This window comes from Fictibacillus phosphorivorans, assembly GCF_007673525.1.
Classification (GTDB): Bacteria; Bacillota; Bacilli; order Bacillales; family Fictibacillaceae; genus Fictibacillus; species Fictibacillus phosphorivorans_C.
This window is the reverse complement of record NZ_VDZU01000002.1, coordinates 220329-242555: the sequence shown is the minus strand read 5'-3', so window position 1 is coordinate 242555 and position 22227 is coordinate 220329. Positions and strand designations below refer to the sequence as shown.

The following is a 22227-nucleotide window of genomic DNA, read 5'->3' as shown; positions in this document are numbered from 1 at the left end:
GAGTGTAATGCTAGGCTTTAACTACTTCCGCATCCACTACCGCAACTGCTTCCACAGCTGCTCCCGCTATCGCTGCTGCAGCTGCTGTCATGTCCGCCATTGTCGTCACGATGGTTGCCACACCCACTTCCGCAGGCGGTTGTGTTGCCTGAGTAATAGTTAGAAGCGGGACTTAATTTTGCCATGTGCATATCATAGTCTTCATAATGATTATAGGAATAATAAAGCATCGCACCAGCTAAGATCGGTGCACTATCTATGGAATGAGGTGAAACCTTTAATCCTTTATAAGGATTTTTATCATGGGATACACGCTTTATATCTCCTTTAATTTTTATGAGCAGAGCAGTAACGGTTTCTTTGTTTGCTGTTTCTCTAAAGTATTTTTTACTTAACTCTTCAATAGATAGTGCGTTTAGCTCCTGTAAAAATCCGTAGTGAAGAGGATTTTGAAAGAAACTACCCCAAGCGATATGTGTAAAATCAGTAAACGTAAAAAGTTTTGCGTACAAAAAATCAAACCAAGCTCTTCCATGTGGATCGGGTTCTACAACATCATTCGGAGCATGATGAATGGGTTCACCACAAAGCTCAGTAGAGAACTTTTCATACTCCTTCGTATACATCAGCATCTCGTGCCAGATGTCATCCACCTTTTTACTGAACATGGGAACATTATTTAAAAGTGAACACATGATAAAGAAGCGTTGAAGCTCATAATATACAACCTCAAAGTAGGCTTCTGTTGCCTTCGGGTGTTCTGAAAGATATCTGCGCTTTATTTTTTCTTTGAACTCACGAGGGAGAGCTTTCTCCATGTTTCTTACACTTTTTTGTAAATGTAAATCTTCACGAATCCCCAAGTTCGGTGGAAGTTCAGTTTTTTCTGCCACCTTTTGATAATTCGGTTTAGTCGTGTATTTAATAACAAGGGGAGCAATTACGGCAATAGCAAAAAATAATAAAAATAGTTCAAACATCGATGGCGCCTCCTTCTACGTCTCCTACCAAATAGCTATATTCTATTTCTCCACTTTAATGATAATATAAGATGAATTTATTGTAAAAAAGTGGGTGTTTTTTTGACGGTTTTATTGTTAGCTGGAATTGTTTTTACGTTAATCCTCTTAACAAAGCAAAGGGATATTGCCTCTGTCGGTATAGTAAGGAACATTACCCATAAATTGAAGATTCGTTCTTTAAGTACAAACTATTGGCAAACAGGTATAATGCTATTTGCGGCGAATACAGCATTATTCGCACTAGCTTTTGTTATTCTCTTTTTTCTCCCTTATGGCGCCATCGCAGGGCTAATGATGTGCATACCGCTTAGTCTTTTTACGTGGGTAATTTTTTCTGAAGTGTGGAGGGGATCGAGGAAGGATAAAGTGAAGATGGCGTTCGTTGGGAACTCTTTTTTCCTCTTTTTCTTAGGGTGGATTTTTTGGTATTATGCAACGCTTGAACCCGCTTATCTAGGAGACGACCTATTCATGGCATGGATCGGGGTAATCATTGCGTCTATTTTTACTATAGGTGCGATGAGTGTGAGTATGTTTGTGATGTTGCGAAAATAATTATTTGACTTTAAAAGAGACTGCTTAGAGGGCAGTCTCTTTCATTTGCTTAATTACGAATGAGGTTTCTATTATCCTCAATCTCAAACTCTTTAATATTGATCATGTTCGCAGATACGTAATGCTCGTTACCAACATGAATCAACTGCGGTGGATAGAGCGGTTTCTCAGGCAGAATAATAGGTTCTCTGTATGCATTCCGACGCTCAGGGTCTGCGATCGGAATGGATGATAAAAGAGATTTCGTATAAGGATGGATCGGATTTCGATACAATTCATCTTTTGGGGCTAATTCAATCAGATGGCCCAGGTACATGACGGCTACACGGTCACTCATATAATGAACCACGCCAAGGTCATGTGAGATGAACAAACAGGTTAGGTCTAGTTCGGACTGAAGATCTTTTAATAGATTCAACACTTGCGCTTGAACAGATACATCGAGGGCCGAGACAGGTTCATCTGCAATAATAAACTTAGGATCTAGCATCAATGCGCGAGCGATTCCTATCCTCTGACGCTGTCCACCGGAGAATTCGTGGATCTTTTTAAGATAAGAAGTCTTCGGTAATCCTACTTTTTCTAAAAGATTGTAAGCTTTCTTCGTACGCTCTTCTTTACTTAACATTTTCTGAATAACAAGCGGTTCTTCTAAAATTTCCCCGATCGTTAAACGAGGGCTGAGTGACTCATAAGGATTTTGAAAGATCATCTGAAATTCTTTGCGGTACGGCCGCAACTTTTTTTCAGGCATATGTGTGATGTCCAGACCATCAAACGTAATGTTTCCGTGCTCTGGTTCATACAATCGCATGATCGTTCGTCCGAGGGTCGTCTTACCAGATCCAGATTCCCCAACGATTCCTAACGTTTCGCCTTTAAAAATATCGAGTGTGATTCCATCGATTGCTTTATGGGTCCCTGTTTTCGTCACAAAGTACTTTGAAAGGTTTTGGATGCTTATTAAATGTTTATCCAACGATCGTCACCTCGCTCTCATCAAAAAGACGAACATAATGACCTGGTTCCACTTCTATAAGAGAGGACGGAGCATGATAGACTTTGCTTTCCATAGAATACGTCTCTGGTGCGAATTTTCTTCCCTTGTATCCCGCTTCTTCAAACGAATAATCGTAAACACTCTTTAACCGCTCGCCATCGCTCTCTAAACTTGGGATGCAGCCGATCAAGCCTTTTGTATAAGGGTGGATCGGATTATTAAAGATCGTAAACACATCTCCTGATTCTACTATTCGTCCTCCGAACATCACATACACCCAGTCAGCATATTCTGCTACAACGCCAAAATCATGTGTGATCATTAAAACAGAAGCGTCTTCACGTATTTTATAATCAGCAATCAAGTCCAATACTTGCCTTTGAATCGTTACGTCTAACGCGGTTGTTGGTTCATCCGCGATAATCAGTTTAGGTTTACAGGAGATGGCCATTGCGATTAAGATACGTTGCTTCATGCCTCCTGATAGCTGAGAGGGATATTGCTCATAAATGTGTGCAGGATTATGGAAACCTACTTGTTCAAGGAGCGTGAGGGCAACTGTTATGAGCTCTGATTTCGGCATCTGTTTATGATATTTCAAGCCTTCTGTAATCTGAACACCTACCTTCATAGCTGGATTCAGTGAGGCGATCGCGTCTTGAAAAATCATGGAGATCTCGTTGCCTCTTATTTTTTGCATCTCTTTTTCTGTCATCTGCAAAATTTCTTTATCGTCAAAACGAATAGAGCCTGATTCTGCTCGTCCGTTAGCTGGTAGAAGTTTCAGGACAGATAGGGAAGTGATACTTTTCCCAGAACCCGATTCGCCGATAAGAGCGGCAGTCTGTCCAGTACTAACGGAGAGACTTATATCGGTAACCGCGTTAAACACGTTTTTCCCACTGCCGAACGCTATGTTTAGATTGTTTATTTCTAAAAGCCTGCTAGACATGTTTCACACCTCACTTATGATTTGTTGGATTTGAGGCTGTTCTGTATACCTTGTATCATGAGATTGATCGAGAAAATCGTAAAAGCAAAGAATGATAGCGGTACTAAAATAATCCATGGAGCCGTTAAGAGCTTCTGATACGACTGGCCGATGATTCCGGCCCATTCACCGCTTAATGATATGGTAGCGGGCGTTAAGTTAAAGATATCACCCATCATTACTGTTTTAGATCCACCGATAAAAACGGCAAGAACACCTAAGTGCGCTAACAGAATTAATGTTTGAATAGCTTGCTGAGCAAATAAAAGCAGAAGTTTTGAGCTTAGTTCAGGCAGGACATGTTTGTAATAAACATACGGCTTTTTCGATCCTAATGAAAAAGTACTGACGATATAATCTTTTGCTAGGATTGAGCGGATCTCTTCAGAAAAGGTTGATACCAATGGCGGGACACCGATACCAACGAGTATCAAGCATTGCAACATAATAAGAGTCATCATGCCCATCGGTTCAGTAGCGTCTTTAACAAAGAGCGGAACCATGAACATATAAGCTAAGATAGCTGTTGGAATATAGAGGGTAGCTTGTACGATATCGTCAAAGAATGTACTCTTCGATTTTCTATGAAACAAGGAAAAGAAAAGGGCAAAGAAAATTCTAAGAAATGCAATGACTAACGTGATGAGGATCGTATACTTTGCGCCTTCTAGAACAAGATACAACAAGTGCTTTCCGTTCATATCCGTTCCAAATGGAGGCATATCTTTTGGTGAGAATGGAGCTACCCCAACGATGACCTCATTCTCGTCATATAAAAACTTAGATTCCTTTTGAACATCCATGAGAGATGGATAAATAAAGCTTAATAAAATTAAACTCGCAATAAATAGAAATCCTATTAAGAACTGCGGCTGTCTAAGCAATCGAACGATCATGCTGCATCCTCCTTTTGGACGTTTATGCCTCCGCGGTATGATTCCATAACCTCGAACAGAAAGGAGAAAGGAATCGCGATAAACAAGACCGTTATGATAAATGAAACACCTTGCGTGTTCAGCATGATGGTCATGATTCCGTTCAAGTTAAAGACGTATTCTAAAATGAATAAGTTCGAAAGCATAAAAACAAAGATGGTCTTGGAATATTGAAAGAGACTGGTCATGATATTACGGAACACGTGATTGAGCGTGATGTAGAGGTTTCCGAGTCCCATCGCTCGTGCTACGGTTATGTATGGTTTGTTTTGTTCTTCTTTCATTAGTAGAAAGGTAATCTTAAAGAGTTGAATCGTTGGCAGGACAGATAGTGTTAGAATCGGAAAAAAATAGATGCGGTTGTCGTAGACACCAGAAACGTTCGCGATTAATAATCCAGTCTTCTTAAAAATATATACTGCTGAAACTTGTAGCGCGATAACGATAAAAAGGTCTGGTAATGATTCTAATAGTGTTAAAAATCCATAGACGGCGCGTTTTAATGGTCTTGGCAGCAGTGTTGCTAAGAAAGTCAGCAATAATGCTACTAGGAGACCTAGGAGTAGTGCTGTAAAGAAAATAGTCATCGAGTAAAAAAACTTATCAAAAATATCTGGGAAAAGACTATATTTTCGATTCTCGATGGTGTACTCCCAAAGCTTCATGCTTTGTAGTGGTGCGATACCAAAAAAGATAGAAGGAAGAAAGCTGATAATCAAAACGCCGATCAAGATCGATCGAAGCCTCTTCAGATAACTCGTAAATGAAAAGTTCATATATACACCTCTTTTGTAACGATAGTTGACAGAATAATCTGTATGTAATAATTGTAAACTAATTGATATGTCTTTGGTATAACATTCTGTATGAAATTTCCAACCCTGCTTTGTTCGGACAAGGTAATAGATTTTAATAGTTATGAAAATAAAAAAATACTAAAATAAATTCAGTATTTTTTAGAAAGATTATTTTTAATTTTTAATACGTCATCTGCCAACCAGTTGATTCCTTCTTGAATAAATGTTTGAGAAGGATTTGAGTGAGGGGTGTGTTCGAGCACCCAAATAAGGTCACGGTATCCTGATAAAACATAAAGAATCTCATTAATGGAATAATGTTTTCCGTCATCTTCATGTGATGGATGGATAGGGACCCATAAGTATTTATCATCAATAAACTCGATGTTATGAAGATGTACAACTTTTATGTAATCTTTCCATTTCTGAATCATACTTAGAGCTTGTTCATCAGCAGCCAATAGGTAATCACCTATATCCATGCACAGCTTTAGTCCGTATTTTTCCCATAATGTGATAGGAAAGGCATTAAGGTATTCGATTCCCTTTGGTGATTGATCCAATCCAAGCTTTGGTTCGCAGACAATGGGCAAGTTGTATGTTAGCTGCAGTTCGGACAATCTTTTCAGACCCTGCTCAATTAAGGTATCCGGATTACAAGCACTTCCTTGAAAATAAGGAAAATGAACAAGGATATACTGAGCGCCTAACTTAACGAGACGCTGAATTTCCTTTTCGAACAGTGTCCATGCTTGTTCAGGTGCATATTGAAACTTCTCTAACAAATCATATTTACTTCCGTTTCTATAGATGGGAGAGTGGATGCCAAAGGTTTTGTTGCTTTTCTTTAGAAGTGTTAGAAACCTTTGAAAGGCATCTTCATTTTCAAACTCTCCAATCTCAATATGTGTAATCTGTTCATGAGCTCGAAACAGATCGTTGAATTTTGTTTCATCAGACATGATGGTACTACCAGAAATCCCGATTGTATGTGTCATCTTAACCTCCTAATAAAATGAAAAAAGACAGGAGAAGAGATCCTGTCTTTTAAAATCCGCCACCACCACCGCTGCCACCGCCAGAGTGGTGATTATGTTGGGATGCGTTCCAGGCTGCTGCATTATTGATCTTGTTCTGATCACTAACATGCTCTTCAAGCTCGTATTTGTAGTTATACCTTCTGTACTTTAGCCTTGTTCTCCAGTTTACGATTGCAGCTAGTAAAGTCACCGCGGCAATAGGTCCTAAAATGTATAGCCAAAACATAGAAGCACCTCCTAAAAGTAGTGATGTTACTCGTTACCGTATGTTGTTATTCCTTATATATGCGAATCAAGAAAGAGATGAAGCTTGTTCATGCCCAAAGCTGCATTAAATGTATAATTCTATAAAATGGTAAAGAAATCCTTTAGGGTCTGTCCCGGGGTCAGACCCCGGGACAGACCCCCTACAATTTGGACACAATTTTAACACATACTGGCAGATAACTGCTTTGCATTTTAAGACAGGTATCACTATAATATAAGAGGAATCGACAGAAGCAGTCCGGCAGTGGGCTGTTTTTTGCAGTTATACAACAAACAAATTTAGGTTAAAACTTTTAAAAGAAGTCAAACAATGAAGGTGAAAGATATGAAACGAGCTCGACTAATATATAATCCAAGTTCGGGAAGAGAAACGGTAAAAAAACAGCTTCCTTATATTCTAGACAGACTTGAAAATGCAGGTTATGAAACGTCTTGTCATGCAACAACACCTGAAGAAGGTTGCGCGACTCGCGCTGCACGTGCAGCAGGAGAAAGAGGCTTCGACCTCGTTATCGCAGCCGGTGGAGATGGAACGATCTATGAAGTTGTCAATGGATTAGCAGGACTTGAAGATCGCCCAATGCTAGGAATTATTCCAGCGGGAACAACGAATGATTTTGCACGTGCAGTAGGTGTGCCGCGTACGATTGAAGGAGCTTGCGACGTTCTATGCGGTGGTGTACATATGCCTGTTGATATCGGTAAAGTAAACGACAGGTTCTTCATCAACATCGCAGGTGGCGGTCGTATAACAGAGCTAACGTATGAAGTGCCAAGCAAGCTGAAGACGATGATCGGACAGCTGGCTTATTTCCTAAAAGGAATCGAGATGCTGCCATCGATTCGTCCAACATTTGTTGAGATTGAATTCGATGATAAAGAAAAATACGAAGGCGAAATCATGCTCTTCCTAGTTGCTAACACAAATTCTGTTGGAGGCTTTGAGAAGCTTGCTCCATCATCGGAGTTTCATGACGGTCTTTTTGACGTAATCATCTTAAAGAAAACAAACCTTGCAGAATTTGTTCGTATTGCCTCTCTTGCGATCCGTGGGGAACACATCCATGATGATCACGTGATCTATAAGAAGGCAAAGCGTGTAAAAGTAACGCCTCGTGAAAAGATGCAAATCAACTTAGATGGGGAGCTTGGCGGAATCCTGCCAGGTGAGTTCGAAAACTTACACCATCATTTTGAATTGCTTGTACCAAAAGAGCGACTTAAACCATAAACCAATCATGTCAAAGAGCACTTTAAGCAAATTTGCTGAGTGTTCTTTTTTTATATAAAAAGAATGAGTTAACGGGGGATATTAATGACTTATCTATATAAGGTTATGACTCAAGAACAAGCAGAGGAGATTGCGTTTCAATGGCACTATGATGGAGAGTATTCATTTTATGATATGGAGTCAGATCAAGAAGATTTGGAAGAATTTATTAACCAAGAAAAGAGAGGTAACTCTGTGTATTCAGTCTTAACTAATAATGAACTAATCGGTTTTTTTAGTGTTAATAAAGTAGATGATCATATATATGATATTGGTTTAGGAGTAAGACCGGACTTAACTGGTAAAGGTGTGGGTTTCAAATTTCTGAAATCAGGGATAGAGTTTGTGAGGACGGAATTTAAACCAAAAAAGTTAACATTATCTGTAGCGACATTTAATCAAAGAGCAATAAAAGTTTATAGAAAAATAGGTTTTAAAGAAATTAAGACTTTCATGCAAGCTACAAACGGTAGTAAATTTGAGTTTATAAAAATGGAATACGAATGCTAATTTTTAAATCATTGACCTCTAACAAAATTCAAACATAATAAGATGTAAAATCTTTAAAAATATTTCAGGGGTGCATACCTTCGTCTAAAAAAAACCCTTACTGCCGACTACTTCAGGTGGTCTGTTTTTTTATGTAAGCATTTGGTGTCCACTAACAGTTATGCTACAATCAGAAAAGCATAAGTGACAAAAAGGGACGATGACAATGACAAAGGCTGATTTGCCTGTTCATAAAAATGAGAGTTATGAAGTAGATATAGTGGATTTAACCCATGAAGGAGCAGGAGTTGCTCGTGTAAATGGGTTTACTTTGTTTGTGCCGAATACATTGCCTGGCGAGCGTGCGAAGATTAAGGTTATTGGTGTGAAAAAAGGATTCGGTTTTGGCCGTTTAGAAGAGCTGATCGAAGAGAGCCCTGAACGTGTTGAACCGCCTTGTCCCATCTATAAATGGTGTGGAGGCTGTCAGCTGCAGCATCTATCTTATGAAGGACAGCTGGAGTATAAACGCAAGTTAGTAGAAGACGTTCTAACGAGAATCGGTAAAATAGATGATGTACCAGTACTCTCGACACTTGGCATGGGAGAAGAACCGTGGCGGTATCGAAACAAAGCGCAAGTGCCAGTTGGTGAACGCAACGGCCGCATCATTACAGGTTTTTACCAAAAGCGCAGTCATGAGATCGTAGAGATGGACAGCTGTATCATCACGGGGGATACGAACGACGACGCGGTACAAGCTGTGAAAGAAATCGTGAATCAGTACAACATCAGTGCCTATAATGAAGAAAAACATAAAGGTGTTCTCCGCCATATCATTGCGCGATACGGTAAAACGACAGGTGATTTGATGATCGTACTCGTAACGAACGGTCAAGACCTGCCGCAACGTAAGAAGATAGTAGAAGATATTCGAGAAGCACTACCTGAGATTAAATCGATCGTACAAAATGTGAACTCAAAACGTACGAACGTGATTTTTGGTGAAGAAACGCGTGTGCTTTGGGGTGCTGAATATATTTATGATTTTATCGGAGACATCAAGTTTGCCATCTCAGCTCGTTCGTTTTATCAGATCAATCCGGACCAGACGAAAGTGCTTTATGATCAAGCGTTACATTATGCTGAACTGAATGGGAATGAGACGGTCATCGATGCGTATTGCGGAATCGGGACGATCTCACTGTTCCTCGCTCAAAAAGCAAAAAAAGTGTACGGTGTAGAAATCGTACCAGAAGCGATTGAAGACGCGCGCCGCAATGCGGAGTTAAACAATATCCATAACGCTGAGTTTGCTGTTGGTAAATCAGAAGACGTGATACCAGAGTGGAAGAAGCAAGGCGTCACGCCAGATGTGATCGTCGTCGATCCACCACGAAAAGGCTGTGACGAGGAATTATTAAAAACTATCATTGAAATGAAACCAAATCGTGTTGTCTATGTGAGCTGTAATCCAGCCACACTCGCACGTGATCTGCGAATATTAGAAGATGGTGGATTCAAAACAGTAGAAGTACAGCCGGTTGATATGTTTCCGCAGACAACACACGTTGAAGCAGTTGCGCTGCTCAAGCTTAATGAATCATAAAATTAATGCTGACTGTTCGAATTGTAAGGATGTCGAAGAGATGAAGGGAACATGTCAGCAGTGCGGACAAGGCATGGCAAGATTAATTGAAAATGAGTAGGTAATTACAGTGAGTGAGCCTTCATGGGGGCTCACTTTTTTTTGATTATGTCTTTGAAGATGCTTTTGCATACTACTGATGAAGTGTGAGACGCAATTAGGGCTGAAGTGAATCTGCAATTATAGCCCTAGCCGTGTTGGTAGGAGTCGTTTCTTCTTTCAATTCGTCTTAAGTTGCTAAGAAGCTTTTGGATTTACTGAAAATATATTTTTAAAACCTGGTGACGAGAAAAGTGATTTAGAGTGGGGGATACCGAATTTTAACAGTTTGCCAGTTATTGTTTTTGAAAAGGCGATATGCTAGAATCATGCTTGGGAATGATAATTATTATCAATAAGAGTTTTATAAAATATAAAAATAGTTTGTACTGGTTGTAAAGTTCCCATTTATTTCTTTTAATGATGCTGAAGTTTGTAGTGTTGATAGAAAATCATAATCTCCGAAGTGTCTGGAGAATGGTTAGGTATATAGAAACTGTTTCTCCCTCAAATGCAGAAACAGTCATTATGGAAAGGGTGTAAACGATGAGAAATATCGAAAAATATAGAAATGCCTTTATGAATGTTTTGGAACTAGAGGAAGATGAAGTAGTTGATAATCTAGTATTAGCAGAATCAGCAGAATGGGATTCAATTGCACATATGGCGCTCATTTGTGAGATTGAGGATGCATTTGATCTCTCATTAGATTCAGAATGGATGACGGAATTCAATTCTTACCAGTCTGGAATTGAGCTATTGGAACGTTCGGGAGTGAACATGATTAATGAATAACTTCAAAAAAATGGAGCAGTTTGGGAACCGCACAGCTGTATATGCAGACCGAGAATATTCTTACTCTGAAATGGTAGAAATATCGGATGCCATCTGCGGTAATGTGGGTGAAAGAACGCTCGTTTTTTGTTTGTGCTCAAATAATAAAGAGTCTTTATTTGGCTACGTGGGCTTTATTAGAGGTGGTGTTGTCCCCGTGCTTTTGGATGCATCCATTCATATAGATCGGTTACGAAGACTGGTTCATCTTTATAAGCCTGCATACATCTGGGCAAGTAGTAATAATCAAGATCTTTCAAAGACAATGGATTCTTCATTTGTATATGGTGATTACACATTATATAAATGTCCCACCCATTTTCAACATAATCTTCATGAACATCTTGCTCTCCTCTTAACAACCTCTGGAAGTACGGGGAGCCCCAAATTTGTTCGTTTAAGCTATGAAAATATTTTTGAAAACGCTGTATCAATAGCAAAGTACCTTGATATCCATGAAAACGAAAAACCGATCACTACACTACCAATGAATTACTCCTACGGGCTTTCTATTATTAACAGCCATTTCATATGTGGAGCTACCGTCGTTGTAACGGGGGCTTCTATCATGAGTAAGGATTTTTGGAAATTATGTAAGGAACAGCAAGTCACAACTTTTGGTGGAGTTCCTTTTGTGTATGAGATGCTTGACAGGATGAAGTTTGAAGAGCTTAGTCTGCCAAGTTTAAAAAAACTAACTCAGGCAGGTGGCAAATTGAGCGAAACGCTATCTCGCAAATTTGCTGATGTGTTTAATCAGAAGGGGATTCAGTTTTTTACCATGTACGGTCAAACGGAGGCGACAGCGCGGATGACCTATTTACCTTATGAAAAAAACATTGAAAAAGCCGGAAGTATTGGTATCGCTATTCCTGGTGGAGAGCTGATCCTTCAAGATGACAAGGGAAATAAAATTACAGCACCTCATTTGATAGGCGAATTGATATACAAAGGGCCAAATGTTTCCTTAGGGTATGCGGAGTCGTTATTCGATCTTTCGAAAAAAGATGAGAATAAAGGTGTTTTGCGTACAGGAGATATGGCTTACTTTGATGAGGATGGGTATTTCTTTATATCAGGGCGCATTAAAAGAATGATTAAAGTGTACGGAAACCGCATCGGCCTTGATGATGTAGAAGCGTTTTTACATGAGCATGGCCACGATTGTATCTGTGCTGGAAGTGATGACCAAATGTATATCTACACATTAAGAGATGATTATGTTCAGATAAAAAAAATAGTCAAAGAAAAATTAAACTTGAAGGGCTTTAAGATTATGAGAATTGAGGAAATCCCACGTAATCATTATGGGAAAATCCTCTATTCAGACCTTCCTAAACTTGGCTAATGTATAGTCGGTGATCTCTAAGGCCGACCACCGCGTTGCAATGCCATTTGTGCATGATTTCTAGTTCGATTTATTAGAAAAAATATATGTTGATTTATTATTAGGTGATTGGATGACTTTTATATCAATTGAGTTTCTTTTATTTCTCGCTATAATTGTTTTTTTGAATTATTTAATCCCCCATCGATTGAGATGGGTTCTTTTATTGGTTGCAAGTTATGTGTTTTACGCTAGTTTAAGTATTCAATTTATATTATTACTCTTAATTAGCACAGCTTTTACTTTTTTTACTGGAATCTTTATTGAAAAACAGGAGACAAAAAAACAGAAGAAAAAAGCCTTGGTCGTTGGTATTTCTGTATTGTTGTTTTTTCTCGGTTGGTTTAAATATTTTAATTTTGTGAATGAGTCGCTTCGGTCGTTGGCAACATTCATGGGTTGGAATTATGGGATACCCTACCAAGAGATCGTCCTGCCATTAGCCATTTCATTTTATACATTTCAGGCTGTAAGTTATCTTGTGGATATTTTCTATGGAAAGCAAAAAGCGGAAAGACATTACGGTTATTTTTCGGTATATTTTGCATTTTTTCCACAACTGGTTGCTGGGCCGATTGAACGTGCAAAAAAATTAATTCCACAATTGAAAGTCGAACAACGTTTAAACTATGAAAATTTAGTCTATGGAATGAAGCGAATTGCATGGGGTTTTTTTAAAAAGACATTAATTGCAGATCGACTAGCTCCAATCGTTTCTAGTGTTTACGATAGTCCTAACCCTTCTGGTTCAGAAATCGTTCTAGCTACTATATTATTCTCGATTCAGTTATACGCTGATTTTTCAGCCTGCAGTGACATTGCCATTGGTAGCGCAAGAATGTTGGGAATCAATTTAACTGAAAACTTTAAGCAGCCGCACTTTGCCGTTTCGATATCAGATTTTTGGAGTAGGTGGCATATAACGCTCTCCACATGGCTTAGGGACTATATTTTTTTCCCGTTATGTAAGAGGAAAAAGAAGAGAAGCGAAATCTATTTTGCCATTGTGATTACTTTTTTAGTAAGCGGCATTTGGCACGGAGCAGCTTGGACGTTTATTATATGGGGTCTCATTCATGGGTTTTATCGCGTGTTTGGAGATGCAACGAAATCTTATCGTGAAAGTATGGCTTTGTTTTTTCGTTTGGATAGAAGCCCAGTGCTCCATAGGTGGTTGAAAATTGCAATAACCTTCCTGCTCGTTTGCTTTTCCAGAGTTTTTTTTCGATCGGATACCGTATCACAAGCATTTGAACATGCAAAACTTTTCTTGAGCATCAGCTCTTGGAGCCCGGTGGGAATGATTAAAGCTTTTGAAATTTTTCCGTTATTTGATCTGCTACTTTTCATTTTTTTCTTTATTATTCTACAACTGTTCCAGTATATAGAAAGAAACAATGGTTCAGCATGGGAATTTCTATCAAAGCACTCTACATTTACTAGATTGGCATTCTATATTTTTCTTATTTTTTCAGTTCTTGTATTAGGTGTTACAGGTGATGGATTTGTTTATGGTGGATTTTAATACAACAACTTCCATGTAAAGTTTAGGGGAAGATTTGGTAAAAGAAACACGGTGTTGAAAGGATTTGCTATGGTACGTTTATTTATCAAGTTAACAGTTATCATCGGTGTAGTTATCCTGCTTTTTATGCCTATTAATCAATTTGTTAAGGATTCATATGATTACAATATTGACCATGACATACTGGCATTTAAGAAACAGCCACATCCCGTTGATATCATCAATCTAGGTGCATCTCATTCGATGTATGGTTATTATTTTAAGCCCACTGGTTTGTCTCATCTGGACTTAGCGCTTCCTTCTCAGACCATTCAATACGACTCGAAACTGTTGAAAGAGTATGGTGAGCATCTTAAACCTGGTGGTGTCGTTCTCGTTTCCATCTCTCAGATGACTTTCGCCAATTCTGAGGCTAAGAACATTGGGAACTATTATAGGATTTTGGATCAAAATGATATTGAACCGTATAATATCATTGATTATTACACTTACTTGAACTTACCTGGGACAAATACGGCGAGTCTTAGCTCTGCAATCACGGGTAAACTAAAAGACTTACGATGGAATTCTCATCAACCTTGGTCAAATAACGGTCAAGATTATTCGGAAAGAAAGTATGAGAAAATAGAAGAACAATACCAGGAAGCAATTGAAAACAATAACATCGAACCAAGTGTAAAGCAGTTAGAAGAAATTGTAGATTATTGCAGCGATAAAGGCTACCAAGTCGTGTTGACCATGGAGCCCGTTCATAAGTCTTATCAAGAATATTTCAATGAAGAAGTAATGAATAGACTTGTTTTTCAGCATTTAGAAGCTCTAAATTTAGATGTTCCATTTTTAAATTATATGAGTGATCAAAGATTCGTAAACAAAAAAGAATATTTTATCGATCCCGATCATTTAAACAGTGAGGGAAGAAAAAAGTTCTCTTGGATCGTATACGAGGAACTGAAGAGAATAGGCTATTTAACAAAGAATTAAATCAATGTACTGTTTTTTTCTTGGATGCTATTCCTGAATCAGCTTATAACTATCTTTTTGTACGAATTGTGTGGATATCTTAACCATTGAGAGTCTTTTTTGTGCATTTATAAATTTCCATAAATTATAAATGTGCAGTGATTGATATTGAGTTAACAATCATGATATAAGTGTAAAAGAATATTTATTACCGGGATTTTGAAGTTGCATTATAGTGAGAGGATTTGAGCATCAATGATAGATAATTTTTGGCGTGAATTACCGCGTCCATTTTTTGTACTTGCCCCAATGGAGGATGTGACCGATGTTGTTTTTCGTCATGTCGTAAGTAAAGCTGGACGACCGGATGTGTTTTTTACGGAGTTTACAAACTCAGATAGCTATTGCCATCCAGAAGGATTAAAAAGTGTTCGCGGTCGTTTGACGTTTACAGAAGATGAACAGCCGATGGTGGCACATATTTGGGGAGATAACCCTGAATACTTCCGACAAATGAGTATTGGCATGAAAGAGATGGGGTTTAAAGGGATTGATATTAACATGGGCTGCCCTGTACCGAATGTCGCGCAAAGAGGAAAAGGAAGTGGCCTTATTCTACGTCCAGATGTAGCGGCCGAATTGATTCAAGCGGCTAAAGCTGGCGGGCTTCCAGTTAGCGTGAAAACACGACTAGGGTTTAAAGAGATCGGTGAGTGGGAAGCGTGGCTTACGCATATTTTAGAGCAGGATATTGCAAACCTTTCTATTCATTTACGCACTAGAGAGGAAATGAGTCTTGTAGACGCTCATTGGGAGCTTATTCCTGAGATTAAAAAGCTGCGTGACCGAATCGCACCAGATACGTTGTTAACGATTAATGGAGACATTCCGGACCGTCAAGTCGGGCTTGAGCTTGCTGAAAAGTATGGTATTGATGGTGTTATGATCGGGCGTGGAATCTTTAAAAATCCTTTTGCTTTTGAAAAAGAGCCAAGAGAGCACAGCAGCAAAGAGTATCTTGATCTGTTAAGACTGCAGCTTGATCTTCAAGATCAATACGCCGAAGAAGTGCCTCGTTCCATCACAGGGCTTCACCGCTTTTTCAAAATCTATGTAAAAGGATTCCCTGGAGCGGCTGAATTACGAAATCAGTTGATGAACACAAAATCAACGGATGAAGTGAGAGCGATTCTAGATAAGTTAGAAATGTAAAAAATAGGTAACTTACAGTGGAAAACAGTATGAAACCTTCAAGGTTTTGTACTGTTTTTTTTTAATTTTTAAATTATGGGGGAAATTCAGCACAGCAAAGCTTATAATGACTAGTTCTATATTGAAATAGAAAAGTAACTCCACAAGCTCTATAAAAGGAAGGTGACACCTTTTGTAGAATTATAGATACATTCATGGAAAAAGCAAGGGGGAGACACGTTATGAAATTACTGCTTACATCGGGAGGCGTGATTAATAAAAGCATACATGACGCGTTGGTTGATATGCTGGACAAGCCGATTGCTGATTGCAACGCGCTGTGTATACCTACCGCAATGTACGGACATCCATGGGTGGGGCCGGGCGTGAAAGCCTGGGAATTTATCAGTGGGAAAGAAGCAAATCCTATGGTTAATCTAGGTTGGAAGTCTGTTGGTGTGCTTGAGTTAACAGCGCTGCCAAGCATTGATAAAGAACGCTGGATGCCGCTCGTACAGGAGACGGACGTCTTATTAGTTTCAGGCGGCGATGCTCTCTACCTATACCATTGGATGCAACAATCAGGATTGGCAGAGCTCTTACCATCGCTTCGCGCAGTGTATGTGGGAATGAGTGCAGGAAGCATGGTAATGGCACCTAAGATTGGAGAATTCTTTATTGGCTGGACGCCACCGAGCGGTGAAGATCAAGCACTTGGATTTGTCGATTTTTCAATATTCCCACATGTTGACCACGAAATGCTGCCGGGAAACACCATGGCTGCTGCAGAGCGGTGGGCCACCGACATGCAGGGGCCAGCCTATGCCATAAATGATGATACCGCCATCAAAGTAATTGATGGAGAGGTAAAAGTGATCTCCGAAGGACATTGGAAGCTGTTTTCGCCTTAATCCTACTTTTCTGTAGAAGAAGTTTGCATGTAGTCCTTAAGTCATATAGCTCATCAACTTAAGCATGCTAGAACTAGATTAGAAATTTAAAGAAGGAGGAAGCAGAGTAAAACCCAGCTTTCTTCTTTTTTGTGGGCTTTGGATGAATGAAAGTACTTTTCTAAAAACACGAAGATCTCATAATTCTACTTAGTAGATTTCACCTATACACTAGTAAGTAAAATAGCTATTATATGTATTTTTGTAAAATTAAGATAATTCTTATTGTTCATTCGCAACGTTTTCTCCTCCTTTATAATGAATATTAGCCAATTAATGGGAGGGGTTATGTTAGTGATGAAAAAAGTTATTGGACCTGTAATGCTGTCGTCAGCTCTATTGTTAAGCTCTATTCCAGTTAATGTATTAGCTCAACCTGTGGATTCGAGTGAGATTAGAGGTGTACAGGCAGCTAAAGAATGGAATGAAAAAGCTAGTGTGCCTTTTTTTGTGAAAGAACGATCTGCAGAAAAATTTTCTTCAAGCACCGCAGCTAATGCTTTAAGTTATTTAAAGGAAAATCAAGATAAAACGGGTATTAAAAGTCCGGAGAAAAACTTAAAGACCAAAAGTGTAGAAAGTGATGAGCTTGGAATGACTCATGTTCGGTTTACACAATCAGTCAACGGCGTTCCTGTAGAAGGTTCTGAAGTAATTGCCCATTTTAATAAAAATCATGAGATCGTTTCTGTGAATGGAAGAACGAATCAAACGATTGTCGATCAACTCGTAGATACACAAGCTGCCATCAGTAAACAAGATGCCCTTCGAGCTGCCTTATCGTCGGTCAATGCCCCTCAAGAGCTAACGTATGAACCAACATCAGAGCTCGTTATCTATCCATTTGAAATGAAAAATTATACCGCTTATAAAATAAACGTTAACTTCATGGGTGAAGAACCTGGGAACTGGTTTGTATTTGTAGATGCTAAGACTGGAAAAGCCATCGATCAATATAATGGGCTCATGCATGCTGAGGAACACAAAACACAAACGGGATCTGGGCTTGGCGTTCATGGTGAACATAGAAAACTACATATTACCCGAGTGAAGGAGCCGAAATCTGGAACAAGGTTTGCTTTAGCGGATTACTCTCATGAGAATCTTGAAGGAATCTTTACGTATGATGCTACAAGTGATTGGGACTCTAGTAATGACAAGATTTATACGGGGAATTCTGCATCCTTTAAGAGTGACTATGATCGAGCGGCCGTTGATGCACACTATAATTCTGAAAAGGTTTATGAGTATTATTTGAATGAGCATGGACGGAATTCTTTGGATGGAGAGGGCATGGCGATTAATTCATATGTACACATGGGAGTCGATTACAATAATGCATTCTGGAATGGAAGCTATATGGCTTATGGAGATGGTGACGGAGAATTTTTCATTCCATTATCCGCAGGGCTTGATGTTGCGGCCCATGAAATGACACATGGTGTGATTACGCATACAGCGAATCTAGCTTACCGTAACCAATCAGGAGCACTTAATGAATCATTCGCTGACGTTTTTGGTGCACTCGTTGATGATAGTGATTGGGAAATGGGTGAGGACATCATGGCACCAGCAGCAAAAGCAGATGGTGTAACAAGATTGCGCAGCTTGAGCGACCCGAACAGTGTTGTTGTGAGCAACCCGCAAAGAGCAGCATACGGCAGTGGCGTCTATCCTGCACATATGGATGAATATTATAACATGCCGCTGAATGTAGATAATGGCGGTGTGCATGTGAACTCTTCTATTACGAATCACGCTGCCTATCTGATTGGTGAGGAGCTTGGTAGAGAAAAATTGGGTAAAATATATTACCGTGCTCTATCGGTCTACTTAACATCGAATTCTAATTTTAGCGAAGCTCGTCAAGCGATCGTACAAGCTGCAACAGATCTTTATGGGTCGGGAAGTGAAGAAGTAACTGCAGTTAACGCAGGCTTTGATGCGGTAGGTATTTATTGATATACCGTGAATTTAAGTAATTGGAAATAAACCCTCAGGAATTTTATCCTGAGGGTTTATTCAAGTAAAGAGAACTCGTCTAACATTATCTAAATATTCAAATGATTACAACTTTTATAAATACATTGTATTAAGCCGGAATACTCACTATAATACTATTTAATAGAAGGACAATTGTCTTTTCCAGGTGGATTATAACATGATGCTTCAGTTGTCCCATTGGTTAAAGGCGTATCTTGTTACAGGTTTATTCAGATAAACAGCTTTACAATTCTAACTAGATTGGTGATGACATCTATGAAACGTATACTGAAAAAGTGGAATCAGTTAAGTCTTGTTAAACAGATCTTTATCGGATTAATTGTAGGTATTATCTTAGCTTTAGCGATTCCGCAAGCAGCAAAACCTGTTGTTATTTTTGGAACATTATTTGTAGGTGCACTAAAAGCAATTGCACCTGTTTTGGTATTATTCTTGGTTATGTCGGCGATCGCTCAACATAAGGCAGGCCATCAGACGAACATGAAATCAATTATTGGCCTATATCTTTTAGGTACATTTTTGGCAGGATTGGTAGCAGTTGTTGCTAGCTTTATCTTCCCAGTCGGCCTTACTCTTGGAAAGGGAGCAGAAGGCGTGACCCCTCCTGGTGGTGTTGTCGAAGTACTCAAAACGTTACTGATGAATGTTGTTGATAATCCATTCAACGCTTTAGTTAACGCGAACTATATCGGTATCTTGGCTTGGGCAGTACTTTTAGGCCTTGCTTTAAGAAGTGCACAGGAAACAACAAAAACGATGCTTTCAAACGTTTCAGACGCAGTAGCTAAACTTGTGACATGGGTCATTAAGTTTGCACCGCTAGGAATCATGGGACTAGTCGTTGAATCGATTACTTCAAACGGTATCGAATCATTGTTGAGTTATGGTAAGTTGTTAGGACTTTTAATTGGTTGTATGGTATTTGTGGCTTTGGTTGTAAATCCACTTATTGTTTACCTAGCAATCAGACAAAATCCTTATCCGCTTGTTTTCAAATGCTTGAAAGAAAGTGGAATCACAGCATTCTTCACACGTAGCTCCGCTTCCAACATTCCTGTTAATATGAAGTTATGTGAGAAGCTTGGTTTGGACAAGGATAACTACTCTGTGTCCATCCCATTAGGAGCGACGATCAACATGGCAGGTGCTGCGGTTACGATTTCTGTTTTAACACTTGCGGCAGTTCATACACTGAACATTCAGGTTGATCTAGGAACTGCTATTCTTCTAAGTGTTCTATCCGCTGTATGTGCGTGTGGTGCTTCGGGAGTTGCTGGTGGATCGTTATTATTGATTCCTCTAGCGTGTAGTCTGTTCGGTATCCCAGGTGATGTGGCGATGCAAGTAGTTGGTGTCGGCTTTATCATCGGTGTTTTACAAGATTCTTTCGAAACAGCACTAAATTCTTCAACAGATGTACTCTTTACAGCGGCAGCTGAGTACAAAGAATGGCGTAAAGATGGAAAAGAAATTAACATTCAAAAAGCAGCATAATAGATAGATGGCACCTGAGACGTTGTTTAGCGTTGAGGGTGCCTTTTTGTTGCCGTATTTTCTCGTTTAAAGGAATTGCGATCATGTGTATGGAATGACATAAGTGGTTTTATTATAAAAAAATCAGGAGGTTACCAATGGGCAGATTAGTGCATTTTGAAATTCATGTGGATGATATGGAGCGGGCAATGAAGTTTTACGGTGAGGTGTTTGGCTGGTCGTTTCAAGATTGGAGTGAATATGCCGGAATGCCTTATTACGGTGCAGTGACTGGGGACGACAAAGAGATGGGAATCAATGGGGCACTCATGCAACGTCAAAGCCCTCCGCCTGAACCGAATCAAGCATTAAACGGATATGCTTGTACGATGGGTGTTGAAAGCTATGATGAATCAGAAGCGAAGATATTGGAGCAAGGCGGAAAAGTGGCGATGCCGAAGTACGCCCTCCCAGGAATGGCTTGGCAAGGATACTACATAGATACAGAAGGCAATATTTTCGGCATTCATCAGCCTGATGAGAATGCGAAATAAATAATAGTGGTGAAGACAACGCTAGTTTAGTGGCGTTGTCTTTTTTTGAGGCTGCTAAAAAAATACCCTTTGTTAAAAAAGTACAGACGATGTTAATAAAGTGCTAATGATAGCGCTTTCAAACCCTCTTTTTTCGTAGCTATAATTAGTTTGTAAGTACTTTTAAAGGGGGAACTAATGATGAAGAAAAGTAAATTTCTATCTCTGATGCTGGCTGTTGTCATGCTTATGCTTGTTGCAGCTGGTTGCAGTGACAGCAATAGCGAGGTAAGCGTGGGAATCGTCTTACCTACTAAAGATGAGCCAAGATGGGTGCAGGACGAGCAAAGATTTAAGGATGCATTAAAAGGAACAGACTACACGACTGAGATTCTGTTCAGCCAAGGATCTTCTGCAAAGGAAAAAGAAAACGTTGAAACATTGATCAACAAAGGAATCGATGTTCTTATCATCTGTCCGCAAGATGGCGATGCAGCAGCTGCAGCAGTAGAAGCAGCGAAAAAGGATGACATCACGGTTATCGCGTATGACCGTTTGATCACGAATACAGACGCAGTTGATTATTATGTAACGTTTGACAGCTTGGCAGTTGGTGCTGCGCAAGGTCAATACTTGATCGATAACGCTAAAGGGTCGAACACTCCGCTTTACCTATATGCTGGAGCGGCTTCTGACAACAACGCATTTTTATTCTTTGAAGGAGCTTGGAAAGTGCTTCAGCCTAAGATTGCTGACGGCACATTCAAGATTGCTAACTCGAGTGAAGCTGAAGCATTAAAAGACAAAGCCGAACTTTCTCGCGATGAGCTGAGCAAGATCATCGGCCAAGTAACAACGAACTGGGATGCAAACGAAGCGAAGAACAAAGCGCAAACACATTTGACTGCTGCTAAGGCAGACTTAAAAGGTGATGTGGCAATTCTAGCTCCAAACGATGGAACAGCTCGTTCGATCGCAGATGTATTTGGATCAGACAGCGCGGTTTCTAGCTACCTCGTAACAGGTCAGGATGCAGAGAAAGCTTCCATTCAATATGTCATTGACGGCAAACAATCGATGACTGTATTTAAGGATGTTCGTACACTTGTTAAGGATGCTATGGGAATGGCAGTTGAGATCCTTGATGAGAAGAAGCCAGAAACAACGGGTTCTTATGACAATGGAAACGTTGAAGTAAAAGCAAAACAAACGAATGTAATCGTTGTGAACAAAGACAACGTTAAGAAAGAACTAATTGATTCTGATTATTATAAAGCCGACGATTTTACAGGGCTTGAATAAGAAAATAGCAGG

21 protein-coding genes are annotated in these 22227 nt (G+C 39.5%); 14 read left to right on the top strand and 7 right to left on the bottom strand.

Annotated elements, in window-relative coordinates; translation table 11 throughout:
* Positions 1 to 17: 17 nt before the first annotated feature.
* Positions 18 to 980, bottom strand: a complete 963-nt coding sequence (locus FS458_RS18795; protein WP_144704406.1) for a hypothetical protein — start codon at positions 978 to 980, stop codon at positions 18 to 20.
* 102 nt (positions 981 to 1082) lie between these two features.
* On the opposite strand from FS458_RS18795, the gene FS458_RS18790 reads away from it, so the two are divergent.
* A complete protein-coding gene (locus FS458_RS18790) occupies positions 1083 to 1577 on the top strand; it encodes a hypothetical protein (RefSeq protein WP_144704403.1) in 495 nt (164 codons plus the stop codon).
* A gap of 49 nt (positions 1578 to 1626) precedes the next feature.
* Here FS458_RS18790 and FS458_RS18785 read toward each other — a convergent pair whose 3' ends face one another.
* From FS458_RS18785 to FS458_RS18760, 6 genes are all read right to left on the bottom strand, one after another.
* On the bottom strand, positions 1627 to 2556 hold the full coding sequence (locus FS458_RS18785; RefSeq protein WP_144704400.1) for an ABC transporter ATP-binding protein: 930 nt from the start codon (positions 2554 to 2556) through the stop codon (positions 1627 to 1629).
* On the bottom strand, positions 2549 to 3529 hold the full coding sequence (locus FS458_RS18780) for an ABC transporter ATP-binding protein (protein WP_144704397.1): 981 nt from the start codon (positions 3527 to 3529) through the stop codon (positions 2549 to 2551). The genes FS458_RS18785 and FS458_RS18780 overlap by 8 nt, the downstream gene beginning before the upstream one ends.
* A 14-nt stretch (positions 3530 to 3543) precedes the next feature.
* A complete protein-coding gene (locus FS458_RS18775; protein WP_144704394.1) occupies positions 3544 to 4464 on the bottom strand; it encodes a hypothetical protein in 921 nt (306 codons plus the stop codon).
* Complete coding sequence (locus tag FS458_RS18770) at positions 4461 to 5279, bottom strand: ABC transporter permease subunit (RefSeq protein WP_144704391.1); 819 nt, start codon at positions 5277 to 5279, stop codon at positions 4461 to 4463. The genes FS458_RS18775 and FS458_RS18770 overlap by 4 nt, the downstream gene beginning before the upstream one ends.
* A 170-nt stretch (positions 5280 to 5449) precedes the next feature.
* Positions 5450 to 6298, bottom strand: coding sequence for a TIM barrel protein (locus FS458_RS18765; RefSeq protein ID WP_144704388.1), 849 nt, complete (start codon positions 6296 to 6298; stop codon positions 5450 to 5452).
* A gap of 49 nt (positions 6299 to 6347) precedes the next feature.
* Positions 6348 to 6566, bottom strand: coding sequence for a hypothetical protein (locus FS458_RS18760; protein WP_144704385.1), 219 nt, complete (start codon positions 6564 to 6566; stop codon positions 6348 to 6350).
* Between the two features lie 366 nt (positions 6567 to 6932).
* Between FS458_RS18760 and FS458_RS18755 the strand changes: the two genes are divergently transcribed.
* The 13 genes from FS458_RS18755 (at position 6933) to FS458_RS18695 (ending at position 22215) form a co-directional block, all read left to right on the top strand.
* Positions 6933 to 7838 (top strand): diacylglycerol kinase, encoded by a 906-nt coding sequence (locus FS458_RS18755; protein ID WP_144704382.1) that lies wholly within the window; start codon positions 6933 to 6935, stop codon positions 7836 to 7838.
* 84 nt (positions 7839 to 7922) lie between these two features.
* The gene (locus FS458_RS18750; RefSeq protein ID WP_144704379.1) at positions 7923 to 8387 is read left to right on the top strand and encodes a GNAT family N-acetyltransferase; all 465 of its coding nucleotides are present in this window, start codon (positions 7923 to 7925) and stop codon (positions 8385 to 8387) included.
* A 205-nt stretch (positions 8388 to 8592) separates the two neighbouring features.
* Positions 8593 to 9975 (top strand): 23S rRNA (uracil(1939)-C(5))-methyltransferase RlmD, encoded by a 1383-nt coding sequence (gene rlmD / locus FS458_RS18745; protein ID WP_144704377.1) that lies wholly within the window; start codon positions 8593 to 8595, stop codon positions 9973 to 9975.
* A gap of 624 nt (positions 9976 to 10599) precedes the next feature.
* Positions 10600 to 10848 carry an acyl carrier protein gene (locus FS458_RS18740; protein WP_144704374.1) on the top strand — a complete coding sequence of 83 codons (249 nt, stop codon included), beginning with the start codon at positions 10600 to 10602 and terminating at the stop codon, positions 10846 to 10848.
* Positions 10841 to 12235 (top strand): AMP-binding protein, encoded by a 1395-nt coding sequence (locus FS458_RS18735; protein ID WP_144704371.1) that lies wholly within the window; start codon positions 10841 to 10843, stop codon positions 12233 to 12235. Before FS458_RS18740 ends, FS458_RS18735 begins: the two co-directional genes overlap by 8 nt.
* Positions 12236 to 12440: 205 nt before the next feature.
* On the top strand, positions 12441 to 13799 hold the full coding sequence (locus FS458_RS18730; RefSeq protein WP_260858823.1) for an MBOAT family O-acyltransferase: 1359 nt from the start codon (positions 12441 to 12443) through the stop codon (positions 13797 to 13799).
* A 69-nt stretch (positions 13800 to 13868) separates the two neighbouring features.
* Positions 13869 to 14783, top strand: coding sequence for a hypothetical protein (locus FS458_RS18725; RefSeq protein WP_144704366.1), 915 nt, complete (start codon positions 13869 to 13871; stop codon positions 14781 to 14783).
* Between the two features lie 234 nt (positions 14784 to 15017).
* Positions 15018 to 15974 (top strand): tRNA dihydrouridine synthase, encoded by a 957-nt coding sequence (locus tag FS458_RS18720; protein WP_144704363.1) that lies wholly within the window; start codon positions 15018 to 15020, stop codon positions 15972 to 15974.
* A gap of 221 nt (positions 15975 to 16195) precedes the next feature.
* On the top strand, positions 16196 to 16864 hold the full coding sequence (locus FS458_RS18715) for a Type 1 glutamine amidotransferase-like domain-containing protein (protein WP_144704361.1): 669 nt from the start codon (positions 16196 to 16198) through the stop codon (positions 16862 to 16864).
* A gap of 327 nt (positions 16865 to 17191) precedes the next feature.
* A complete protein-coding gene (locus FS458_RS18710) occupies positions 17192 to 18865 on the top strand; it encodes a M4 family metallopeptidase (RefSeq protein WP_260858821.1) in 1674 nt (557 codons plus the stop codon).
* Positions 18866 to 19162: 297 nt separating this feature from the next.
* Positions 19163 to 20401: a serine/threonine transporter SstT gene (gene sstT / locus FS458_RS18705; RefSeq protein ID WP_144704355.1), complete on the top strand. Its 1239-nt coding sequence runs from the start codon at positions 19163 to 19165 to the stop codon at positions 20399 to 20401.
* A 137-nt stretch (positions 20402 to 20538) separates the two neighbouring features.
* Positions 20539 to 20934, top strand: a complete 396-nt coding sequence (locus tag FS458_RS18700) for a VOC family protein (protein ID WP_144704352.1) — start codon at positions 20539 to 20541, stop codon at positions 20932 to 20934.
* 177 nt (positions 20935 to 21111) lie between these two features.
* Positions 21112 to 22215, top strand: a complete 1104-nt coding sequence (locus FS458_RS18695; protein ID WP_144704349.1) for a sugar ABC transporter substrate-binding protein — start codon at positions 21112 to 21114, stop codon at positions 22213 to 22215.
* Positions 22216 to 22227: the final 12 nt, after the last annotated feature.

Bases quoted from the DNA above. Each gene is read 5' to 3' on its own strand.
- FS458_RS18775 (WP_144704394.1), bottom strand. From the start codon at position 4,464: ATGATCGTTCGATTGCTTAGACAGCCGCAGTTCTTAATAGGATTTCTA.
- FS458_RS18795 (WP_144704406.1), bottom strand. From the start codon at position 980: ATGTTTGAACTATTTTTATTATTTTTTGCTATTGCCGTAATTGCTCCC.
- FS458_RS18770 (WP_144704391.1), bottom strand. From the start codon at position 5,279: ATGAACTTTTCATTTACGAGTTATCTGAAGAGGCTTCGATCGATCTTG.
- FS458_RS18700 (WP_144704352.1), top strand. From the start codon at position 20,539: ATGGGCAGATTAGTGCATTTTGAAATTCATGTGGATGATATGGAGCGG.
- FS458_RS18720 (WP_144704363.1), top strand. From the start codon at position 15,018: ATGATAGATAATTTTTGGCGTGAATTACCGCGTCCATTTTTTGTACTT.
- FS458_RS18755 (WP_144704382.1), top strand. From the start codon at position 6,933: ATGAAACGAGCTCGACTAATATATAATCCAAGTTCGGGAAGAGAAACG.
- FS458_RS18725 (WP_144704366.1), top strand. From the start codon at position 13,869: ATGGTACGTTTATTTATCAAGTTAACAGTTATCATCGGTGTAGTTATC.
- FS458_RS18710 (WP_260858821.1), top strand. From the start codon at position 17,192: ATGTTAGTGATGAAAAAAGTTATTGGACCTGTAATGCTGTCGTCAGCT.
- FS458_RS18735 (WP_144704371.1), top strand. From the start codon at position 10,841: ATGAATAACTTCAAAAAAATGGAGCAGTTTGGGAACCGCACAGCTGTA.
- FS458_RS18740 (WP_144704374.1), top strand. From the start codon at position 10,600: ATGAGAAATATCGAAAAATATAGAAATGCCTTTATGAATGTTTTGGAA.
- rlmD (WP_144704377.1), top strand. From the start codon at position 8,593: ATGACAAAGGCTGATTTGCCTGTTCATAAAAATGAGAGTTATGAAGTA.
- FS458_RS18715 (WP_144704361.1), top strand. From the start codon at position 16,196: ATGAAATTACTGCTTACATCGGGAGGCGTGATTAATAAAAGCATACAT.
- sstT (WP_144704355.1), top strand. From the start codon at position 19,163: ATGAAACGTATACTGAAAAAGTGGAATCAGTTAAGTCTTGTTAAACAG.
- FS458_RS18695 (WP_144704349.1), top strand. From the start codon at position 21,112: ATGATGAAGAAAAGTAAATTTCTATCTCTGATGCTGGCTGTTGTCATG.
- FS458_RS18760 (WP_144704385.1), bottom strand. From the start codon at position 6,566: ATGTTTTGGCTATACATTTTAGGACCTATTGCCGCGGTGACTTTACTA.
- FS458_RS18780 (WP_144704397.1), bottom strand. From the start codon at position 3,529: ATGTCTAGCAGGCTTTTAGAAATAAACAATCTAAACATAGCGTTCGGC.
- FS458_RS18750 (WP_144704379.1), top strand. From the start codon at position 7,923: ATGACTTATCTATATAAGGTTATGACTCAAGAACAAGCAGAGGAGATT.
- FS458_RS18765 (WP_144704388.1), bottom strand. From the start codon at position 6,298: ATGACACATACAATCGGGATTTCTGGTAGTACCATCATGTCTGATGAA.